The 18,247-nt window shown below is 35.2% G+C and carries 18 protein-coding genes; 6 read left to right on the forward strand and 12 right to left on the reverse strand.

Going from position 1 to position 18,247, the window contains the following annotated elements:
* Positions 1-7: 7 nt before the first annotated feature.
* The 5 genes from ppk2 (BUE24_RS01705) to BUE24_RS01725 form a co-directional block, all read right to left on the reverse strand.
* Positions 8-805 carry a polyphosphate kinase 2 gene (gene ppk2 / locus BUE24_RS01705; protein WP_073312987.1) on the reverse strand — a complete coding sequence of 266 codons (798 nt, stop codon included), beginning with the start codon at positions 803-805 and terminating at the stop codon, positions 8-10.
* A 6-nt stretch (positions 806-811) separates the two neighbouring features.
* Positions 812-1,657: a polyphosphate kinase 2 gene (gene ppk2, locus BUE24_RS01710; protein ID WP_073312989.1), complete on the reverse strand. Its 846-nt coding sequence runs from the start codon at positions 1,655-1,657 to the stop codon at positions 812-814.
* A 193-nt stretch (positions 1,658-1,850) separates the two neighbouring features.
* Entirely contained in the window at positions 1,851-2,306 is a 456-nt protein-coding gene (locus tag BUE24_RS01715; protein WP_073312991.1) for an SRPBCC family protein, read from the reverse strand.
* Complete coding sequence (locus BUE24_RS01720) at positions 2,299-2,637, reverse strand: ArsR/SmtB family transcription factor (protein WP_073312993.1); 339 nt, start codon at positions 2,635-2,637, stop codon at positions 2,299-2,301. Before BUE24_RS01720 ends, BUE24_RS01715 begins: the two co-directional genes overlap by 8 nt.
* Before the next feature lie 168 nt (positions 2,638-2,805).
* On the reverse strand, positions 2,806-3,168 hold the full coding sequence (locus BUE24_RS01725) for a DUF1801 domain-containing protein (RefSeq protein WP_244548103.1): 363 nt from the start codon (positions 3,166-3,168) through the stop codon (positions 2,806-2,808).
* Positions 3,169-3,397: 229 nt separating this feature from the next.
* On the opposite strand from BUE24_RS01725, the gene BUE24_RS01730 reads away from it, so the two are divergent.
* The 3 genes from BUE24_RS01730 to BUE24_RS01740 all read left to right on the forward strand — a co-directional run bounded on the left by BUE24_RS01730 (position 3,398) and on the right by BUE24_RS01740 (position 8,649).
* Positions 3,398-3,775 carry a hypothetical protein gene (locus tag BUE24_RS01730; protein WP_073312995.1) on the forward strand — a complete coding sequence of 126 codons (378 nt, stop codon included), beginning with the start codon at positions 3,398-3,400 and terminating at the stop codon, positions 3,773-3,775.
* Positions 3,776-4,087: 312 nt separating this feature from the next.
* Entirely contained in the window at positions 4,088-5,947 is a 1,860-nt protein-coding gene (locus tag BUE24_RS01735) for a DNA topoisomerase IV subunit B (RefSeq protein WP_073312997.1), read from the forward strand.
* Positions 5,948-5,973: 26 nt separating this feature from the next.
* Positions 5,974-8,649, forward strand: a complete 2,676-nt coding sequence (locus BUE24_RS01740) for a DNA gyrase/topoisomerase IV subunit A (RefSeq protein ID WP_073312999.1) — start codon at positions 5,974-5,976, stop codon at positions 8,647-8,649.
* Between the two features lie 104 nt (positions 8,650-8,753).
* Here the strand turns inward: BUE24_RS01740 and BUE24_RS01745 are convergent, their stop codons facing one another.
* The 7 genes from BUE24_RS01745 to BUE24_RS01775 all read right to left on the reverse strand — a co-directional run bounded on the left by BUE24_RS01745 (position 8,754) and on the right by BUE24_RS01775 (position 13,429).
* Positions 8,754-9,332, reverse strand: a complete 579-nt coding sequence (locus BUE24_RS01745) for a PhnA domain-containing protein (protein ID WP_073313001.1) — start codon at positions 9,330-9,332, stop codon at positions 8,754-8,756.
* Between the two features lie 76 nt (positions 9,333-9,408).
* Complete coding sequence (locus tag BUE24_RS01750; RefSeq protein ID WP_073313003.1) at positions 9,409-10,269, reverse strand: CPBP family intramembrane glutamic endopeptidase; 861 nt, start codon at positions 10,267-10,269, stop codon at positions 9,409-9,411.
* A gap of 60 nt (positions 10,270-10,329) precedes the next feature.
* Positions 10,330-10,779: an SRPBCC family protein gene (locus BUE24_RS01755; protein WP_073313005.1), complete on the reverse strand. Its 450-nt coding sequence runs from the start codon at positions 10,777-10,779 to the stop codon at positions 10,330-10,332.
* 101 nt (positions 10,780-10,880) lie between these two features.
* Positions 10,881-11,327 (reverse strand): hypothetical protein, encoded by a 447-nt coding sequence (locus BUE24_RS01760; protein WP_073313007.1) that lies wholly within the window; start codon positions 11,325-11,327, stop codon positions 10,881-10,883.
* A 368-nt stretch (positions 11,328-11,695) separates the two neighbouring features.
* Positions 11,696-12,487: a TerC family protein gene (locus BUE24_RS01765; protein WP_073313009.1), complete on the reverse strand. Its 792-nt coding sequence runs from the start codon at positions 12,485-12,487 to the stop codon at positions 11,696-11,698.
* Between the two features lies 1 nt (position 12,488).
* Positions 12,489-12,863, reverse strand: a complete 375-nt coding sequence (locus BUE24_RS01770; RefSeq protein WP_073313010.1) for a DNA topoisomerase IV — start codon at positions 12,861-12,863, stop codon at positions 12,489-12,491.
* Positions 12,864-12,931: 68 nt separating this feature from the next.
* Complete coding sequence (locus tag BUE24_RS01775; RefSeq protein WP_073313012.1) at positions 12,932-13,429, reverse strand: helix-turn-helix domain-containing protein; 498 nt, start codon at positions 13,427-13,429, stop codon at positions 12,932-12,934.
* A 379-nt stretch (positions 13,430-13,808) separates the two neighbouring features.
* Between BUE24_RS01775 and BUE24_RS01780 the strand changes: the two genes are divergently transcribed.
* The 3 genes from BUE24_RS01780 to BUE24_RS01790 all read left to right on the forward strand — a co-directional run bounded on the left by BUE24_RS01780 (position 13,809) and on the right by BUE24_RS01790 (position 18,206).
* Complete coding sequence (locus BUE24_RS01780) at positions 13,809-14,969, forward strand: M14 family zinc carboxypeptidase (RefSeq protein ID WP_073313014.1); 1,161 nt, start codon at positions 13,809-13,811, stop codon at positions 14,967-14,969.
* 76 nt (positions 14,970-15,045) lie between these two features.
* Positions 15,046-15,525, forward strand: a complete 480-nt coding sequence (locus tag BUE24_RS01785; RefSeq protein ID WP_073313016.1) for an Lrp/AsnC family transcriptional regulator — start codon at positions 15,046-15,048, stop codon at positions 15,523-15,525.
* Between the two features lie 95 nt (positions 15,526-15,620).
* Entirely contained in the window at positions 15,621-18,206 is a 2,586-nt protein-coding gene (locus tag BUE24_RS01790) for a phosphoenolpyruvate carboxylase (protein WP_073313018.1), read from the forward strand.
* The last annotated feature ends 41 nt before the right edge of the window (positions 18,207-18,247 follow it).

Consider the following 18,247-nt stretch of genomic DNA (forward strand, 5'->3'; position numbering starts at 1 on the left):
GACGGTTTTACTCCGATTTATAGGGGATTTTATCTAAGAGGTATCGTATAGCCTCAAGACGGGCTTTGGTTTTTCGATCTGCTTCTATAATGATCCAGGGAGAATCTTTGGTATTAGTATGTTCAAACATTTTGACTTTGTATTTGGTGTATTCATCCCAAAGTTCCTGTGCTCGTTCATCTACCTTTGTCATTTTCCATTTTTTTAGCGGATTGGACTTGATATCTTTAAAACGATAATCTTGTTCCTCCTTAGTGATCGAAAAATAGAACTTGATGAGGTAGGTGTCAGATTCCATGATCATTCTTTCAAACTCATTGACCTGGCCCATAAAAGTTTCGTACTGTTGTTGGGTACAAAAACCATTTACAGGCTCTACCACAGCTCTATTATACCAACTGCGATCAAAAAAGACAATCTCGCCAGGTTTGGGGAGTTGGTTAACATAGCGTTGAAAATACCATTGTCCTCCTTCTTCTTCGGTTGGTTTTGGTAGAGCAACAATTTTGAAGTGTCTGGGGTTAATGTGAGCAGTAACTCTTCTTATGGCACCACCTTTACCAGCGGCATCTCGACCTTCGAACAGAATTACGACCTTTTTGTTATTGGTAATTACCCAGCTTTGTAACTTAACCAACTCTGCTTGTAATGCTTTAAGCTCAATTTCATACTTGGTCATTCTCAATGCTTTTTCTACATCGGTCTTTTTGTCGGCAAGAAGATATCGCAATCCAATGGGAGAATTGAGGAGTTCTATATCCTTTTCTGAAAGATATAGGGCTTCTGTTTGTTTTGTTTCTTTCATAGGGGATTAAATATCAATTTGTTCAACATATCGATGATACCTCAATATCACATTTGGGTCGGGAAATAGCCTGGTTTTGGCTCTGGTTTTACCTGTGTATTCAAATTTGGATAGCACGTAACGCATACTTTCTAGACGAGCTGTCTTTTTACTATTGGTCTTAACAATGATCCAAGGGCTAAAGGTAGTATGTGTTTTAGAGAACATTTGTTCTTTATAGAGCGTGTATTTACTCCATAATTGCTGTCCTTTCATATCTACAGGGCTAAATTTCCAGGCTTTCAAAGGGTTTTCTATCCGCGCATCAAATCGTTTTTGTTGTTCTTCTTTGGATATCGAAAACCAGAATTTGATAACTATTACACCATCTTCATAGAGCATATGCTCAAATTCGGGAACCTGCACCATAAACTTATTGTATTGCTTTTTGGTACAAAATCCCATTACTGGCTCTACTACAGCGCGGTTATACCAGCTGCGATCAAAAAAAACAATTTCTCCTGGGTTTGGTAATTCTTTTATATATCTTCGGAAATACCATTGCCCTTGTTCTTCTTCTGTAGGTTTGGATAGTGCTACAATTCGCATAGAGCGGGGGTTAAGATGCTCTGTAAACCGTTTGATAGATCCTCCTTTTCCTGCAGCGTCTCTCCCTTCAAAAATAATGGCTACTCTCATTTTTTTCTTGGCGATCCATTGTTGAAGGTTTACCAATTCAGCTTGTAAAAACCGTAGTTCTTCTTCATATTGAAACTTGCGCATTATTTTCTGGATATCAATATCCTTTTCCTGGGCAAGTGCTACAAGCTGTTTACGTTTTTTTATTTGATTAAGCTCCTCGAGGGTGAACATGTGTATTTTGATTTGTTGTAGTGTATGGTAAATATAGCATTAAGCAAGCTTTGGTACAACCCCATATATGGCTTTTCTGGATTTGAAAAGATAATCGCTTTATAAACAATGTGGTTTCTGGAAGGTGTTTTTGGGAAAAAAGAAAGCAGGCACATTTGATATGCGCCTGCTTCTAAATATTTTTAAGATGATTTTAACTTACTTTTTCTTGCAAGTAAGAGGTTAATCTTTCAAAAGTAGAGCCCCAACCGTTGTAGAAGCCCATTTGTTCTTGTTGCCTACAGTATTCTTCGGTTTCATGGATGACATGAAATGTAAATTGTGTTTTGTCGCCAATTTTCTTGAGTAACACTTGTAGTTCAACACCTTCAGTCATCGGTTTGAAATTGGCAGAAGTTCGAATTTTTTGAAGTTTAATGATTTCGATGTATACACCATCCGCAATAAAATCTTTTCCATCGGGCATGGTCATTGCATATTCCCAGGCACCACCTTCTACAAAATTATGCTCGATAATTCTGGTTTTCATTCCTTTTGGTCCCCACCATTGTGTAATGTGCTCGGGTTGTGTCCAGGCCTCCCAAACCAATTCTATGGGAGCGTCAAAAGTTTTTTCAATGGTTAACGTTCGGTTGTTAAGATCACTCATTTTTATTATCGTTTTTGGATTTTGCTTGTAGTTGTTTTAAGTAGGCTTCGAAAGAGTCTATTTTTTCTTCCCATAAACTTTGATATTGTTCAACCCATAAAAAAGCCGGAATCAGACTCTTAGGGCGAATCAGACAATAGCGTTCTCGCCCTTGTTGTTGGATATCAATAATACCACACTCATTAAGAATCTTTAGATGTTTAGATATCGCAGGTCGACTTACATCAAACTGATGGGCTATTTCGTTGATTGATAAGGTTTTTTGTGATAACAATTGAATGATATCACGTCGTACCGGATCGGCAATAGCTTGAAAAACGTCTCTTCTCATAAATATGTTACCGTTTGGTTACAAATATATATGTAACTATTCGGTTACACAAATTAATTGTGGATTAATTTTTAGATTTGAGGAGGAGGAGGTAAGTCAATGATTACAATCCAAGAAGTTGAAGTTTTTTAATTTTATGATAGCGTAAAGCGGCTTTAACGCATTGCTTTAGCTCATTTTTGGTAGTGGTTCGTTAATTTGAAACACCAGGGCTCTATTTCCTTCAAAATCAAAAGTTTGTTTAAAAACGATTCTGAAAGTAGCCACTAATTGACTTGAACAGTTAAAATACATGGCATATTGATTTGGAGTCTTTTTCTTCCAATCAATTCTGAGGGTACTTCCGTGTTTAGCAATATAGCTTGGTTCTCCCCATTTTAGAGTTTCTTCTAATTCTAATACTTCTTCGGTTTCCTTAGCAGTTTCCAAAATCAACTCACGAAGATTCAGCATTTTATCTTTTACGGTCCCTGGATAATTATCAAAAACGGTTTTTACGTTTTGAGAGGTGTTCAGTTTAAAATCTTTCATGAATTGTTATTTACTAAAATGGATGTTGTGATTTGAAAAGGATTAAAGATTAAGGTATCTGGTGTCACTGACAACTGTATGTCAGTAGCTAAATTTAATTTTTGGAGAGCTTTATTGAACATTAAGGAAGAATTGACATCAGCATGGGAAGAATCATAATGTACCCGTGCTTATTCAGGATATACTTTTGTGGTGTACACAATAAACAAAACTTTTAATTAAAACTATTATGAATAATTCAACTACAAAAGAACAGACAATCAAAGAAAATGTAAACGCTGTATTAAATCTACTTTCAGAAGGTAAATTTCTGGATGCAATGAATGAGTATTTGGCAGATGATGTTATTCTACGCGAAGGAAATAACGAGCCTAAGGTGGGTAAGGAATTTTGTATTCGTCAAGAAGAAGAATTACTAGCTACTGTTACTGCATTTCATGGATACGAAGTTGTAAGTGGTCCTGCAGTAAAAGGAGATACTTCATTTTATGAGGCTGTAATGAAATTTGATACCGCAGACGGACAAAAACATACTTTCGAACAAGTAGTGCGAACAAAATGGAATGATGCAGGAAAAATTATTGAAGAAAGATATTATCATTCTTAAAATCAAAAGATTACAATAAGTGTTTAATGGGATTGAGAACGACCATTACTGAAAAAGTAATGGTCGTTTAGTATATGAATGTCTCTCATTGTTTAAAAAAGAATCTAATCTCATTTCATGTTTATATAATTAGATGCTCTTCCTTCGGATTTAGACAAAATTGAAGGTGTATTTTGGTTGAAATGTATTTTAATAGCTTGTAAGCCAAATAATCAACAAATTTAGCTATGTATTTGTTAATTACTTTGTAGGTTGGCTGTTTTAATTTTGTAAGTGAAACCTTATATTAGCTGGCATTCTACCCAAAATTTTATGAGTAAGGAAACCAAATATACTGAAGATAATATACGATCCCTCGATTGGAAAGAGCATATCCGTATGCGACCAGGGATGTATATTGGGAAACTGGGAGATGGATCATCTCCAGATGATGGAATTTATATTTTATTAAAAGAGGTACTCGACAATTCGATTGACGAATATGTGATGGGTGCTGGTAAGACCATTGAAATTTCTATACAGGGAGATAAGGTGATCGTAAGAGATTATGGTCGTGGTATTCCTCTGGGTAAAGTAGTAGATGTGGTTTCCAAAATGAATACTGGGGGTAAGTATGACTCCAGAGCCTTCAAAAAGTCTGTTGGATTAAACGGGGTAGGTACCAAGGCAGTAAATGCGTTGTCTACTTATTTCCGTGTTGAATCTACTCGTGATGGGAAATCGGCTTCGGCAGAGTTTGAGAAAGGAAATCTTACCAATCAGGATACGCTAGATGAAACTTCTAGAAGACGAGGAACCAAAGTGTCTTTTGTTCCTGATGATTCTATTTTTAAGCATTACAAGTATCGTACAGAGTATGTAAGCAAAATGCTTAAAAATTATGTGTATCTTAATCCTGGACTAACCATTATCTTCAATGGGGAAAAGTTCATTTCTGAAAATGGGTTAAAAGATCTTCTTTCAGACAATATCAATCAAGAAGATCGCTTGTATGATATTGTTCATCTAAAAGGGGATGATATCGAAGTAGCGATTACACATAGTAAAACGCAGTATAGCGAGGAGTATCATTCGTTCGTAAACGGTCAACATACCACACAAGGAGGTACGCATCAAGCTGCTTTTCGGGAGGCTGTTGTAAAGACCGTTAGAGAATTCTATGGTAAAAACTATGAGGCCAGTGATATCCGTAAATCGATTGTAGCTGCCATTAGTATCAAAGTAATGGAACCCGTTTTTGAGAGTCAAACCAAAACAAAATTGGGATCTACAGAAATGGGGGACGGTTTGCCTACCGTGCGGACATACATTAATGATTTCGTAAAGAACAAGCTTGATAATTTCTTACATAAAAATCAGGCTACTGCAGAGAGTTTACAACGTAAGATTTTACAGGCAGAACGAGAAAGAAAAGATCTATCTGGAATCCGGAAATTAGCTCGTGAAAGAGCAAAAAAGGCAAGTTTACACAACAAAAAACTAAGAGATTGTCGCGTACACCTAAGTGATAGTAAGAAGGAGAGAAATTTGGAGAGTACGCTATTCATTACCGAGGGAGACTCGGCAAGTGGATCGATTACCAAATCCAGAGATGTAAATACGCAGGCAGTTTTTAGTTTACGAGGGAAACCTTTGAATAGCTATAACATGAGTAAAAAGATTGTGTATGAAAATGAGGAATTCAATCTTTTGCAAGCTGCCTTAAATATAGAAGAGTCTTTAGAAGATCTGCGATATAACAATATAGTAATCGCAACCGATGCCGATGTCGATGGAATGCACATTCGATTACTATTGATCACATTCTTTTTGCAGTTTTTCCCCGAAGTGATTAAAGAAGGACATCTTTATATTTTGCAAACACCACTATTTCGGGTAAGAAATAAAAAAGAAACCATCTATTGCTATTCTGAACAAGAACGAAGAGATGCGATTAATAAATTATCAGGAAAACCTGAAATCACACGATTTAAGGGACTTGGTGAAATTTCTCCAGACGAATTCAAACATTTTATAGGAGATGATATGCGTTTGGACCCGGTGATGCTGGATAAGGAGAAGTCTATAGAAGAGCTATTGTCATTTTACATGGGGAAAAACACTCCACAACGACAAGAGTTCATTATAGACAATTTGAAAGTAGAATTAGACGCAATAGAGGAAGAATTATAATAGTTTAAGCGCCCCTTAGGATAAATATGGATTTGGAAAACGAAAACGAAGAACTACATCACGAATCAACTCCCGAAGATCACCAACCACAAGAGGTGATCACTAAGGTAACAGGAATGTACAAAGACTGGTTTTTGGATTATGCCTCGTATGTAATCCTGGAACGTGCTGTACCCGCTATAGAAGATGGTTTAAAACCAGTACAACGCCGTATCCTACATTCTATGAAGGATTTGGATGATGGACGTTATAATAAGGTCGCTAACATCGTAGGGCATACCATGCAATATCACCCTCACGGTGATGCCAGTATCTCGGATGCTATGGTTCAAATAGGTCAAAAAGATCTATTGATCGATATGCAGGGAAACTGGGGTAATATCCTTACTGGAGATAGAGCAGCAGCCTCGAGATATATTGAAGCGCGCTTGTCTAAGTTTGCCTTGGATGTAGTTTATAATCCCAAGGTAACCGATTGGCAGTTATCCTATGATGGAAGAAAGAAAGAGCCCATCAATTTACCGGTTAAGTTTCCGTTATTGTTAGCACAGGGAGCAGAAGGTATTGCCGTTGGATTAAGTACCAAGATACTTCCTCATAACTTTATTGAACTTATCGATGCTTCTGTAAAACATTTGCAAGGAAAACGATTTACGATACTGCCTGATTTTCCTACCTCTGGTATTGCGGATTGCACGAATTATAATGATGGTAATAGAGGGGGTAAAGTTAGAGTACGGGCGAAAATTGCGCAACAAGACAAAAATACATTGGTGATTTCCGAGATTCCTTTCTCAACGACCACCACAAGTTTGATTGATTCTATCCTGAAAGCAAATGATAAAGGAAAGATTAAGATCAAGAAAATAGAAGATAATACAGCAGCAGAGGTAGAGATACTAGTGCATCTTCCTTCTGGAATTTCACCAGACAAAACTATTGATGCGCTATATGCATTTACCAATTGTGAGGTTTCTATTTCTCCTCTTGGGTGTGTGATCGAAGAAAACAAACCAAATTTCATTGGTGTTTCTGAGATGCTTCGCCGTTCTACTGATAATACGGTAGAATTACTAAAAAAGGAGCTCGAAATACAGTTAAACGAGCTTCAGGAGCAATGGCATTTTGCTTCTCTGGAAAGAATTTTCATCGAAAATCGAATTTATCGAGACATTGAAGAGGTAGAAACCTGGGAAGGAGTGATAGAGGCAATCGATAAAGGGTTGAAACCGCATATCAAGCACCTAAAGCGTGCCGTAACCGAGGAAGATATTGTGCGATTAACAGAAATACGAATCAAGCGTATTTCTAAGTTTGATATTGATAAAGCACAACAAAAAATTGAGGCTTTAGAAGATGATATCGCCAGTGTAAAGCATAATTTGGAACATCTTATCGAATATGCTATAGATTACTTCAAACGATTAAAATCCACTTACGGAAAAGGTAAAGAGCGCAAAACAGAGCTTAAGATTTTTGACGATATTGAAGCTACCAAGGTAGTAATCAGAAATACCAAGCTTTATGTAAATCGTGAAGAAGGATTTGTGGGTACGTCATTACGACGGGATGAATATGTAACCGATTGTTCTGATATTGATGATATTATCTGTTTTACTGCAGAAGGTAAGATGATGGTTACCAAAGTAGATTCTAAAACCTTTATTGGTAAAAACATTATCCATGTTGCCGTATTCAAAAAGAAGGATAAGCGTACCATTTACAATATGATTTATCAAGATGGTAGAGGAGGAGCTTCTTTTGTAAAACGATTTGCGGTAACGGCAGTAACACGTGATAAAGAGTATGATCTTACCCAAGGGAAAAAGAGCTCAAAAGTCACTTATTTTTCTGCTAACCCTAATGGCGAAGCTGAGGTAATTACTATTTTGCTACGTCAGGCGGGGAGTATCAAAAAACTGAAGTTTGATCTGGATTTTTCTGATTTGCTGATAAAAGGTAGAGGAGTAAAAGGAAATATAGTTACCAAATATAATATCAAACGAGTTGAGCTAAAAGAAGCGGGAGTGTCTACGCTGAAACCCCGTAAGATTTGGTTCGATGATACGGTACAACGATTAAATGTTGATGGAAGAGGAGAACTGCTGGGGGAATTTAAAGGAGAAGATCGCTTATTGATTATCGATCAAAAAGGCGGGGTGAAAACTTTGATTCCTGAAATGAGTTTGCATTTTAGTGCTGATATGATTGTGTTGGAAAAATGGAAACCTAAAAAACCAATTTCCGCAGTCTATTGGGATGGAGAAAAAGAACGTTACTATGTGAAACGATTTGTAATAGAAAATCCTGAAAAAGAAGAGTCTTTTATTACAGATCATCCTAAATCATTTTTGGAGGTAGTTTCTACAGATTATAGACCTTTGACCGAAATTGTTTTTACCAAAATCAGAGGAAAAGAGCAACGCCCTAATGAAGAGGTAAATCTAGAAGAATTTATTGCTATAAAAGGGATAAAAGCACTTGGTAATCAATTGACTACTCATAAAGTGCGACAAATAAATCTATTGGATTCGTTACCTTATGAAGAACCAGAACCACTTCCTGCGGAAGAAATTGAGGTTGTTGAAGAAGAAAATGTATCTCCAGAAAATGGAGGACAAACTACAGAAGATACATCAAGCGAATCAGAAGCAAAAAGTACCGAAGAACCTGAAGAAGGAGAACAAGGTAGCTTATTCTAAGCTTCGATATAAAAAATATTCAGAGTTTTAGATAGTAGGAGTAGGTTTTATGTTTAATACCAATAACAGAAACAGATTGAAAGAAAGATACTAGTTGTCTATCTTTATAATTTCTTTACATATTTGGTGAGAATCACAATATGTTGACCGTTTACTTTGCCTTCTAGATGTTCTTCGTTGTCGTGTACTAAGGTAATGTTACGCACTGCTGTACCTCGTTTTGCGGTAAAATTGGTGCCTTTAACGTTTAGATCTTTAACCAGTACTACATTGTCTCCTGCTTGTAACAGCGCTCCGTTTGCATCGATATGTTTTATAGCATCTTCATTTTCATCTCCTTCTCCAGTTGCTTTTGCCCATTGCAAAGTGTCATCATCTAGATATAGCATGTCTAGTAAGTCTTGCGGCCAGCCTTCAGCTTTAATTTTGTGTAACATTCTCCACGCAACCACTTGCACTGCAGGGACTTCACTCCACATGCTTTCGTTTAAGCATCTCCAATGATTTGGATCTATCTTTTCAGGGTTTTCTATCTGTTCTAAGCAAGTTTTAGAGATTAAAATATGACTTTCTAATCCATTTCCAGGAGATTTAGGAACTTGATATACCTCTAGATTTTCGGTATCACCAGATAATTCACATTTTTGCTGACTACGTTTTTGTAATGCTCTTTCTAAACTCATTTATGCAGGATTCTTTTTTTGATCCATACAAAAATGCAATTTTTTGTAGGATAAAAGAAAATAGCTGAGTAGTTTATTAAGCATTCGTATCAGGAGTAGGTATTACAGAGACTTTTTTTGCAAAATAGTATCCAATAGCTATAATACCACCAATTTCAGCAATAACAGAAAATATGGAGCCTTCAAAACCAAAAGCACCACCATTTAATAGATTATTCTCTACGATTTGAGTTTCAATAATAGAATACATGTCCAAACCGCTAACATTGAAACCAAAATGCGTTTGAAAAAAGTTCCAACTAAAATGCAATGCAATAGGAAACCATAAGTTTTTGGTATACACATATGAGATTCCCAGTAGTAAGCCTGCCAGAAACAGAACAACCATACTAAACCAACTAATATTTGGGTTAAATCCGTGTAACAAAGCAAAAATTGCCGAAGAGAGAATAAGTGCTATATATTTATTAAAAGAGATCATAAAATTTCTAAGTACATATCCTCTTAACAAAACTTCTTCTACTATGGCTACAATCAAAAATATCAAAATAGAAATAAAAAGCTCTCGGATTGAAAAAGTCAATTTTACAAACTCAATTTCACTTAGAAGCAATAAGGTGACATATGCAAACCCCATGATAAAAGCTCCAAGCACAATTCCACCCACGATTTCCTTACCTCTATTTTTTATATGAAAACCAAGAGAAACGAACTTTTCCTTATCTACAAAACGCATAAAAATCCATAGTAGTAAAAAGTTCCCCAAGAGATTAAAAGAAGAAGTGATTAATTGTTGCCCTGAAGACTTAACTACATTTGGGGGATCTATTTGAATACCTGCTACCCAAGCACCTATTAATTGAAAACCTCCTACTATAAAGAAATAGGGGATGATCAATAGCAGAACCCTTATCCATCCAATGTGTTTGTTTTCCATATATCTCTGTTAGATTTATGGTTGCTAAAATAGAAATATTTTTTATGGTTTAGAGGTAGTTCATTGGCTAACGGTACTTTCTACAAAATTTTTAAACTGATCCAACCACTTTTGTGTATATTTTTTGGACAGTCCAGGCATTAAGAAGGCCATTAATTTGGGCATAAACCCTTTAAACCTTGTGTAATGTACTAAATAATCCATTCTGGTAGTATTATGAGAAAGTGCTTTGAAACTGCATGTCACGGCATTATCCATATGTTTGTGTTCATAAGTTCCACTGAATTCTTCAGGAAGGTTTTTTGCCGTAATCGTCTCCACAAGTTGCATTTCTCGTTTTCCATGTTTGTAGGTAAGTATGGATTTGGCTCCAGGAGTACCTGGCGTTCCGCTTAAGGGTTCAAAACTTATAAAACCATCTTGCCATTCTTTGAGATGATCTGGATTATCAAAAAGTTGAATAACCTGATCTATTGGGGCATCTATTAGGACACTACATGTAAACTTCATAAGGATTCGATTTAATAGATGGTCTTATAAATATAGGCAAAAAAAAACACGGTTTGTAATTTTCAAACCGTGTTCATCATATCTATGAAGAATGTATTTGTTTAAAAACCAGCATATTTGTTAGCACTCTCCAAGACTTTTGAAAAATCGTAATAATCACTTAATGATTTATTATCTACGTGTTCAATAAGTGAATAGTTTTGTCTTAAATACGCATTTGTAAAATCGTCGATCCTATAATTGAGTAATTTTGCTTCCATAAGATCCCTTTTCCATGCTTTTCTTTGTGATCTTTTCATGGTACCCTCTTGAATCATCCTATCGTATGCTATGATTTTGAGAGATAATTCTTTGCAACGGGCAATCATTGCTTTGTATTCTTCTACAGGGTAGGTAGGTTGATCTTTTTCGATGTTCTGAGTTTCTTCAAATTGTTGTACTTCAATAGTAACATTTGTAAGCGTTGTTGTGGTAATTTGTTGATTTTCTTGGGCTTGTAAAACAATTGTAGTAAACCAAAGAATGGCAAATAGTGTGTGAGTTTTCATATTTTGGGGTGATTTTTAAAATTTAACTAAAATGTTTTGCGATCTGGATCTAAAGTAAATTTTAACACGAAGAATATACAATTGATCCGGATATAACTATTCAATTTTCGTTAAAATTCATTTTTGTTGGATTAAGTGTTTGCTAGATAATAAAACGAATCCTTAATCGAGTTTATTGCGAGAGTTGTAAAATTTGTAGGAATTTAAGTGTATATTAACACGTGTTATATGCGTAATGGATTACAGAAGCATGTAGGTGGTCAACTACATGTGTTATCGTTAATAAAATGAAAAACAGATTTTTAACCTATTTATTTTGGTAATAGACCATGATTTCCTAATAGTATTTCGTTACATTTTGTAAAAAATTAGATACTTTGTTTTTTTCTAATTTTAAAGTTTAGGAACTCTACAAACAAAGAAAAAGCAATGGTAAAATAGAGATACCCTTTAGGAATAGTTCCCACTTCGGTATCAAATATTTTAAAATGTGCTAGGTGAGCAGCTTCTGCAATAAGCATAAAACCAATAAGTATTAGAAAAGAAAGCCCTAAGATTTGAATTGATGGATGTTTGTTTACAAATCTTCCCACAGGAGCGGCGAAGAGCATCATGATTAAAACTGAAATCACCACGGCTACAATCATAATAATTAATGCATCATTGGGATTTGCGCTTAAGCCATTTGTCATTCCTACTGCGGTAAGAATAGAATCAAAAGAAAAAACGATATTGATCAATGTGATTTGTAGAATTGCTTTTGAAAGCGTAGAAGAACTCTTGGCCTGGATTTCTTTTTCTTCTTCTCCTTTTTCTTCTACTTTTTCATGAATTTCATGAACACTCTTGTACAAGAGAAAAATACCACCACCAAACAATATTAATGCTTGTCCGCTAATACCTGCTTCGACCCAAGGCAAATTGATATGCCAGAATGGGGCTTCCATAGCTACAAGAAGTGAAATACCGAATAGCAATACGATTCGCATAATCATGGCCAACAATAAACCAATATTGGTTGCTTTTTTTTGCTGTTGATCCGGAAGCTTACTTGAGGCTAACGAAATAAAAATAATATTATCGATACCTAATACAATTTCTAAAAAGGTAAGTGTTAGTAATGCAACCCATGCATCTGCAGAAGCGAAAATTTCAAACATCTTATTTTATTTTTTTGGCAGTTCCTTTTTGCTTGTTGGCACTACCCACTAATCCGTACTCAAAAGTATAGATATCACCATCTGTAGATAATATTTTCATGTGGATTGATTTTTCTTCAGACATACTTTTGGGATGCAATTTTTTGACAATGTACTCGCAGTCATTAATCCATCGGATAGTTGCCGTATCACTTTTCCCTCTGAAATAATCGATCTCGATAGAATCATTTCTAACAAATGTGGTTTTTGCTAGTTCTCCATCGAGAAGGGTTTCGAACTCAAATGTCCCAGTATGAAATTCTGTACAATTTCGTTCTTGTTGATAACACCCGGTAAAGAGTAAGCCGCAGAAAAGTGTAAAAAGAAAGTACTTCATAGTTTGGTTTAACTAAAAGCGAAAATAAATTTATTTCCAGAAAGTTAATAGTAAGCACTAAAAAAATATCAAGATTTTTTTGTGGTATATGATCTAAAGGAACCATCATTGTAGAAAATGACAATTCTTTCAATTTTTTCCTCATCATAGGTAATCTTACGAATAGCTTCCTGAGAAGTTTGAGGTATAGGAGTGGGGGTTTCATTTTCTTGGACAGGAGCAGGTGTGTGTTGCGAAAATAAATCCTGATCTTCTTTATCAATAGGAAGTGTAGTAGGTTGTATTTTTTCCTGAAGTGGTGTTGCTGTCACCAATTGTTTTTCCTGTACAATTTCTTCTGATTTAGGAAAGCTCCCTTTTCCATATAATAACCATTGCATATCGACATCACCATACGCTTCAGTTATTTTCATGACAAAGTCAAGACTGGGTTTATTTCGTCCACTAAGGATATGCGATATAGACGAACGTCCTACACCCATATAATCTGCAAAAGATGAGGCAGATACACCATAATGATCCATTATTTTTTGGATTCTTTTACCAAAATCTTTGTTGTTTACCATTGTAAACGAATAGAAGGTTAATATTGTGTTACAAAGGTAAACAATTTAATGAAATTCTCCTAGTTACATTTGTAAACAGTGATTATTGGGTAATAAAGTAGTTATTTAGATTATCGTATTTAATCATCTGATTAATAACAATTTAATTTAATATGCAAATATTTGGAACATTGATTGTTAATAACTGAAATACAATTGGAAACTGTACAGATATAATTGATTACAATCGTAAACAAACTAAATAATTTCACATGTTTACAAATGTAACTCGATGGTATTTACAATTGTAAATTAGTTGTTGGTTTACAGATGTAAATAATAATTTGTTTTGTTATGAATCTTCAATAAACTATACTAATTTCGTGGCATATAATTAGATATGAGCAACATTGATAGATTAGAAAATTGGTTCTTACAACACAAAGAAACTTCCTTATTTGGACGTTATATTTCTTATGATCATATAGCCCCTATTTTAGATAGACACGCTTCTAAAATGAAAATTGAAGTTATAGGAGAATCTGAAAACAACGCACCTATTCATTTAATTACTTTGGGAACTGGCCCCAAAAAACTATTGTACTGGTCTCAAATGCATGGCAATGAAAGTACGACTACAAAAGCGGTGTTTGATGTCCTTAACTTTCTAAATGATGCTAAAGAACCTTCGGTAAAGGAACTCTTAGAATCTTGTACGCTCTATATTATTCCTATATTAAGTCCGGATGGAGCTAAGGCATATACGAGGTTAAACTACAATCAAGTAGATCTTAATAGGGATGCTCAAGCAAAAACACAAAAGGAAAGTGTTGTATTAAATAAGATTATCAGCCAGATTCAACCAGATGTAGCTTTTAATCTACATGGGCAACGAACCATCTTCAGTGCAGGAGAAACTAATCATACAGCTACAGTGTCGTTTTTATCCCCAGCAGGTGATCCAGAGCGAACCATTACTGCTAGCCGAAAAATAGGTATGGAGATCATCGCTCATATGAATTCTATTCTTCAACAGTATATTCCTAACCAAGTGGGGCGTTATGATGATGGATTTAATATCAACTGCATAGGAGATACTTTAGAGTCTTTAGGGATTCCAACTATTCTTTTTGAGGCAGGTCATTATGAAGAGGATTACGATCGCGAGCATACTCGGAAATATATATTCTATGCATTAGTCAGTTCTTTAGAGTATCTAGCCAGTACATCAGTGACCGGAGCTTATTATCAAGATTATTTTTCAATCCCTGAAAATGGAAAGTGTTTTTACGATATCATTATTCGAGATGTACTTTTGAATGATAAAAACGTAGATATAGCGATTCAATTCTCCGAAAAATTAGAGGAAAATACTGTCAAATTTGTACCTAAAATTGTTAAAATTGATGATTTACGAAAATTTTATGGTCATCGCGAAATAGAGGGTAAAAAGAGGGTAATTCGTCACGAAAACGTTACAGTAGAGATAGTTCCAGAGGTTGAGATGTTAAAATTTCACTTAGATTCTGAATTATTCTCAATAGAATTGACAAAAAGGTGAATTAAAATGTGTGAAAACTGTATTTTTCTGTTATTTTTGCAATGTAAATAATCGGGAAAAATATTAAATTGTTACTATGGCAAAGTTCAAATTAGACGAAGTTGACCACCAAATTCTGGATATGTTGATTGAAAATACACGTACTCCATTTACTGATATCGCAAAGAAATTATTGATATCTGCAGGTACCGTTCACGTACGTGTTAAAAAAATGGAGGAAGCTGGAATTATCGAGGGGTCTTCTCTAACATTAGACTATAAAAAATTAGGATATTCTTTTATAGCTTATGTAGGTATTTATCTTCAAAACACTTCTCAAACCAAATTTGTTTTGGAGCGCATTAACGAAATACCTTATGTTACTGTAGCGCACATCACTACAGGGAAATTCAACATCTTTTGTAAAGTAAGAGCAAAAGACACTAACCACGCAAAAGAAATTATTTTTAAACTAGACGATATCGATGGAGTATATCGTACAGAAACTATGATTTCTTTAGAAGAAAGCATCAATGATAAGAAACGCTTAATGCATTCTATTTTTCAGGAATTGTAAAGGGTTTCTCTTTCTTAATAGCATAAGCCCTTTGAGACATGATCTTAGAGGGCTTTTTAATTTTTGTTAACCACAACCATTTTACCACCACAACAATGGCTAGAAAACCAAAAATCGAACGTTTTAATGAAAACGTTCTAGCAAAGTACCAGATATACAACAGTATATTCATGACCTTGCCTTTTGATACGATTACCAATACTGGAGTATTACTACCACTTTTTAAAGACGTTTGCGAAAAGGGCTACGAACTTCATAAGAATCCTACAGAAATTGTAGAAAAGTTTTTTGCACAATATCAGGATAATCCTTCTGAAAAAGATAAACACGATCTTTTGTTCCGCTTTATTCAATACATAGAACGACAAGTAGTATTGTTTGATGCGATTGAAGATGCAGCTTTTCCTGTAGTGAATAATATGGATGGTAGAGGGACATTGCGCAGTATTAAAGAAGAAGCGCAGGCAAAGGGGCAATTGGAAGAATTGAAAGATTATCTTAGGAGATTCAAGATTCGTCCAACACTTACGGCACACCCAACTCAATTTTACCCGGGAACTGTTCTTGGGATTATTCATGATTTGGATAGCGCAATACGCGTAAATGATTTGGCAAAAATCAAAAAATTGTTAGCGCAATTGGGTAAGACCGCTTTTTTCAAGAAAGAAAAGCCAACTCCATTTGATGAAGCCGTAAGTTTGATATGGTATTTGGAGAATGTATTTTATCATTCTGCCAGTACCATATATAACTACATTCAGGAGAATATTTTTGAAGGAGAAGAGATGGATAACGATTTGATTAATCTTGGTTTTTGGCCGGGAGGAGATCGAGATGGGAATCCATTTGTTACTACAGAAACTACACTCAAAGTAGCTAAAAGATTACGCAAAACGATATTGATCAATTACTATCGTGATATGCGTGAGTTAAAGAGGCGTATCACTTTTGGAAATCTACAAGAAAAAATCATAAAGTTAGAATCTGCGTTATATGATAATTTCTATTATTCAAAAACTGCAGAGCCATTATCTATAGAAGCGTTGCTAAATGGTTTGTTGGAGATCAAAGAAGAATTGATTGAAGAGCATCAATCTTTATTTTTGGAAGACCTTCAGGCAATGATCAACAAGGTTAAAGTTTTTGGATTTCATTTTGCAACCTTAGATATAAGACAGGATTCCAGAGTACATCATAAGGTGTTGACAGATATAGTTCAAAAGACCAATGAAGCAGGTTTAGGTATTTTTCCTGAGAATTATGAATCACTTTCAGAAAAAGAGCAAATCAAAGTTCTTTCAGAAGTAAAGGGAAAATTAGATCCATCGATTTTTGAAGAGGACATTACCAGAGCCACGATAGAGTCTATTTATGCGATTCAAACTATTCAGAAGGATAATGGAGAACGCGCAGCAAATCGATATATCATTAGTAATAATGGAGGTGAGTTAAATGTGATGGAAACCTTTGCTATGATTCGATTATGTGATTGGCAGCAACCCACAGTAGATGTGATTCCTCTTTTTGAAACAGTGCCAGATCTCAAAGTGGCACATGCTGTAATGGAATCACTGTATAGTAATCCTGTTTATATGGATCACTTAAAACGCAGGGGAATGAAGCAAACAATTATGCTAGGCTTCTCTGATGGTACTAAGGATGGAGGGTATCTGATGGCAAACTGGGGTATTTTTAAAGCAAAAGAGGAGCTAACTGAGATTTCTAGAAAATATGATGTCGATGTGATCTTCTTTGATGGTCGAGGAGGACCTCCTGCAAGAGGAGGTGGTAATACCAACCAGTTTTATGCTTCTCTAGGTCCAACTATTGAAGATGAGCAAATACAAATCACGGTGCAAGGGCAAACCATTAGTTCTAATTTTGGAACATTAGATTCTTGTCAATATAACTTGGAGCAATTGTTAGGAGCTGGAGTCGAAAACCAATTAACAACCAATGACGCTAATCGTTTTTCTGAAGAGAATAAGAAGACCATGCAAGAGTTGGCAGATATTAGTTATCAGACTTATGTAGACTTTAAGAGTCATCCAAAGTTCCTTCCGTATTTAGAGCATATGAGTACCTTAAAGTACTACGGAAAAGCTAATATTGGTAGCCGACCTTCTAAACGAAGCAAAAGCACTACCTTGGATTTTGGAGATTTGAGAGCAATTCCTTTTGTAGGTAGCTGGAGTCAGTTAAAACAAAACGTTCCAGGATTCTATGGAGTAGGAACCGCATTAAAATCTTTTGAAGATCGTGGAGAATTTGATAAAGTAGTTACTTTGTATAAGGATTCTGCTTTTTTTAGAGCGTTGATAGCAAATAGTATGATGAGTTTGACTAAGTCGTTTTTTGAGCTTACGGCATATATGAAAGAAGATAATGAGTATGGGAAGTTTTGGGATATTATCCATGATGAGTTCGAACTCACAAAAAAGCTATTGATGAAACTGACTGGCTATTCTGAATTAATGCAAAACGAACCAGCAGGTAGAGCTTCTATTGATATGCGTGAGAAAATTGTACTTCCGCTACTTACGATACAGCAGTACGCTTTGAAGAAGATTCAGGATATGAATCGTACTGAAGATGCTGATACTGAATTGCGTGAAGTTTATGAAAAAATGGTGACACGCTCTCTATTCGGAAATATTAATGCTAGTCGTAACTCAGCATAATGTAATAAAGAACTGTTAAGTTTTTTTAGAAGTGAGGTAGG

Origin of the sequence: Aquimarina spongiae, assembly GCF_900141785.1 — a bacterium.
In the GTDB taxonomy this organism is placed as follows: Bacteria; Bacteroidota; Bacteroidia; order Flavobacteriales; family Flavobacteriaceae; genus Aquimarina; species Aquimarina spongiae.

What these genes read in the sequence shown, in the direction of transcription:
- ppk2 (WP_073312987.1), bottom strand. Translation starts at nt 805, where the DNA reads ATGAAAGAAACAAAACAAACAGAAGCCCTATATCTTTCAGAAAAGGAT.
- ppk2 (WP_073312989.1), bottom strand. Translation starts at nt 1,657, where the DNA reads ATGTTCACCCTCGAGGAGCTTAATCAAATAAAAAAACGTAAACAGCTT.
- BUE24_RS01715 (WP_073312991.1), bottom strand. Translation starts at nt 2,306, where the DNA reads ATGAGTGATCTTAACAACCGAACGTTAACCATTGAAAAAACTTTTGAC.
- BUE24_RS01720 (WP_073312993.1), bottom strand. Translation starts at nt 2,637, where the DNA reads ATGAGAAGAGACGTTTTTCAAGCTATTGCCGATCCGGTACGACGTGAT.
- BUE24_RS01725 (WP_244548103.1), bottom strand. Translation starts at nt 3,168, where the DNA reads ATGAAAGATTTTAAACTGAACACCTCTCAAAACGTAAAAACCGTTTTT.
- BUE24_RS01730 (WP_073312995.1), top strand. Translation starts at nt 3,398, where the DNA reads ATGAATAATTCAACTACAAAAGAACAGACAATCAAAGAAAATGTAAAC.
- BUE24_RS01735 (WP_073312997.1), top strand. Translation starts at nt 4,088, where the DNA reads ATGAGTAAGGAAACCAAATATACTGAAGATAATATACGATCCCTCGAT.
- BUE24_RS01740 (WP_073312999.1), top strand. Translation starts at nt 5,974, where the DNA reads ATGGATTTGGAAAACGAAAACGAAGAACTACATCACGAATCAACTCCC.
- BUE24_RS01745 (WP_073313001.1), bottom strand. Translation starts at nt 9,332, where the DNA reads ATGAGTTTAGAAAGAGCATTACAAAAACGTAGTCAGCAAAAATGTGAA.
- BUE24_RS01750 (WP_073313003.1), bottom strand. Translation starts at nt 10,269, where the DNA reads ATGGAAAACAAACACATTGGATGGATAAGGGTTCTGCTATTGATCATC.
- BUE24_RS01755 (WP_073313005.1), bottom strand. Translation starts at nt 10,779, where the DNA reads ATGAAGTTTACATGTAGTGTCCTAATAGATGCCCCAATAGATCAGGTT.
- BUE24_RS01760 (WP_073313007.1), bottom strand. Translation starts at nt 11,327, where the DNA reads ATGAAAACTCACACACTATTTGCCATTCTTTGGTTTACTACAATTGTT.
- BUE24_RS01765 (WP_073313009.1), bottom strand. Translation starts at nt 12,487, where the DNA reads ATGTTTGAAATTTTCGCTTCTGCAGATGCATGGGTTGCATTACTAACA.
- BUE24_RS01770 (WP_073313010.1), bottom strand. Translation starts at nt 12,863, where the DNA reads ATGAAGTACTTTCTTTTTACACTTTTCTGCGGCTTACTCTTTACCGGG.
- BUE24_RS01775 (WP_073313012.1), bottom strand. Translation starts at nt 13,429, where the DNA reads ATGGTAAACAACAAAGATTTTGGTAAAAGAATCCAAAAAATAATGGAT.
- BUE24_RS01780 (WP_073313014.1), top strand. Translation starts at nt 13,809, where the DNA reads ATGAGCAACATTGATAGATTAGAAAATTGGTTCTTACAACACAAAGAA.
- BUE24_RS01785 (WP_073313016.1), top strand. Translation starts at nt 15,046, where the DNA reads ATGGCAAAGTTCAAATTAGACGAAGTTGACCACCAAATTCTGGATATG.
- BUE24_RS01790 (WP_073313018.1), top strand. Translation starts at nt 15,621, where the DNA reads ATGGCTAGAAAACCAAAAATCGAACGTTTTAATGAAAACGTTCTAGCA.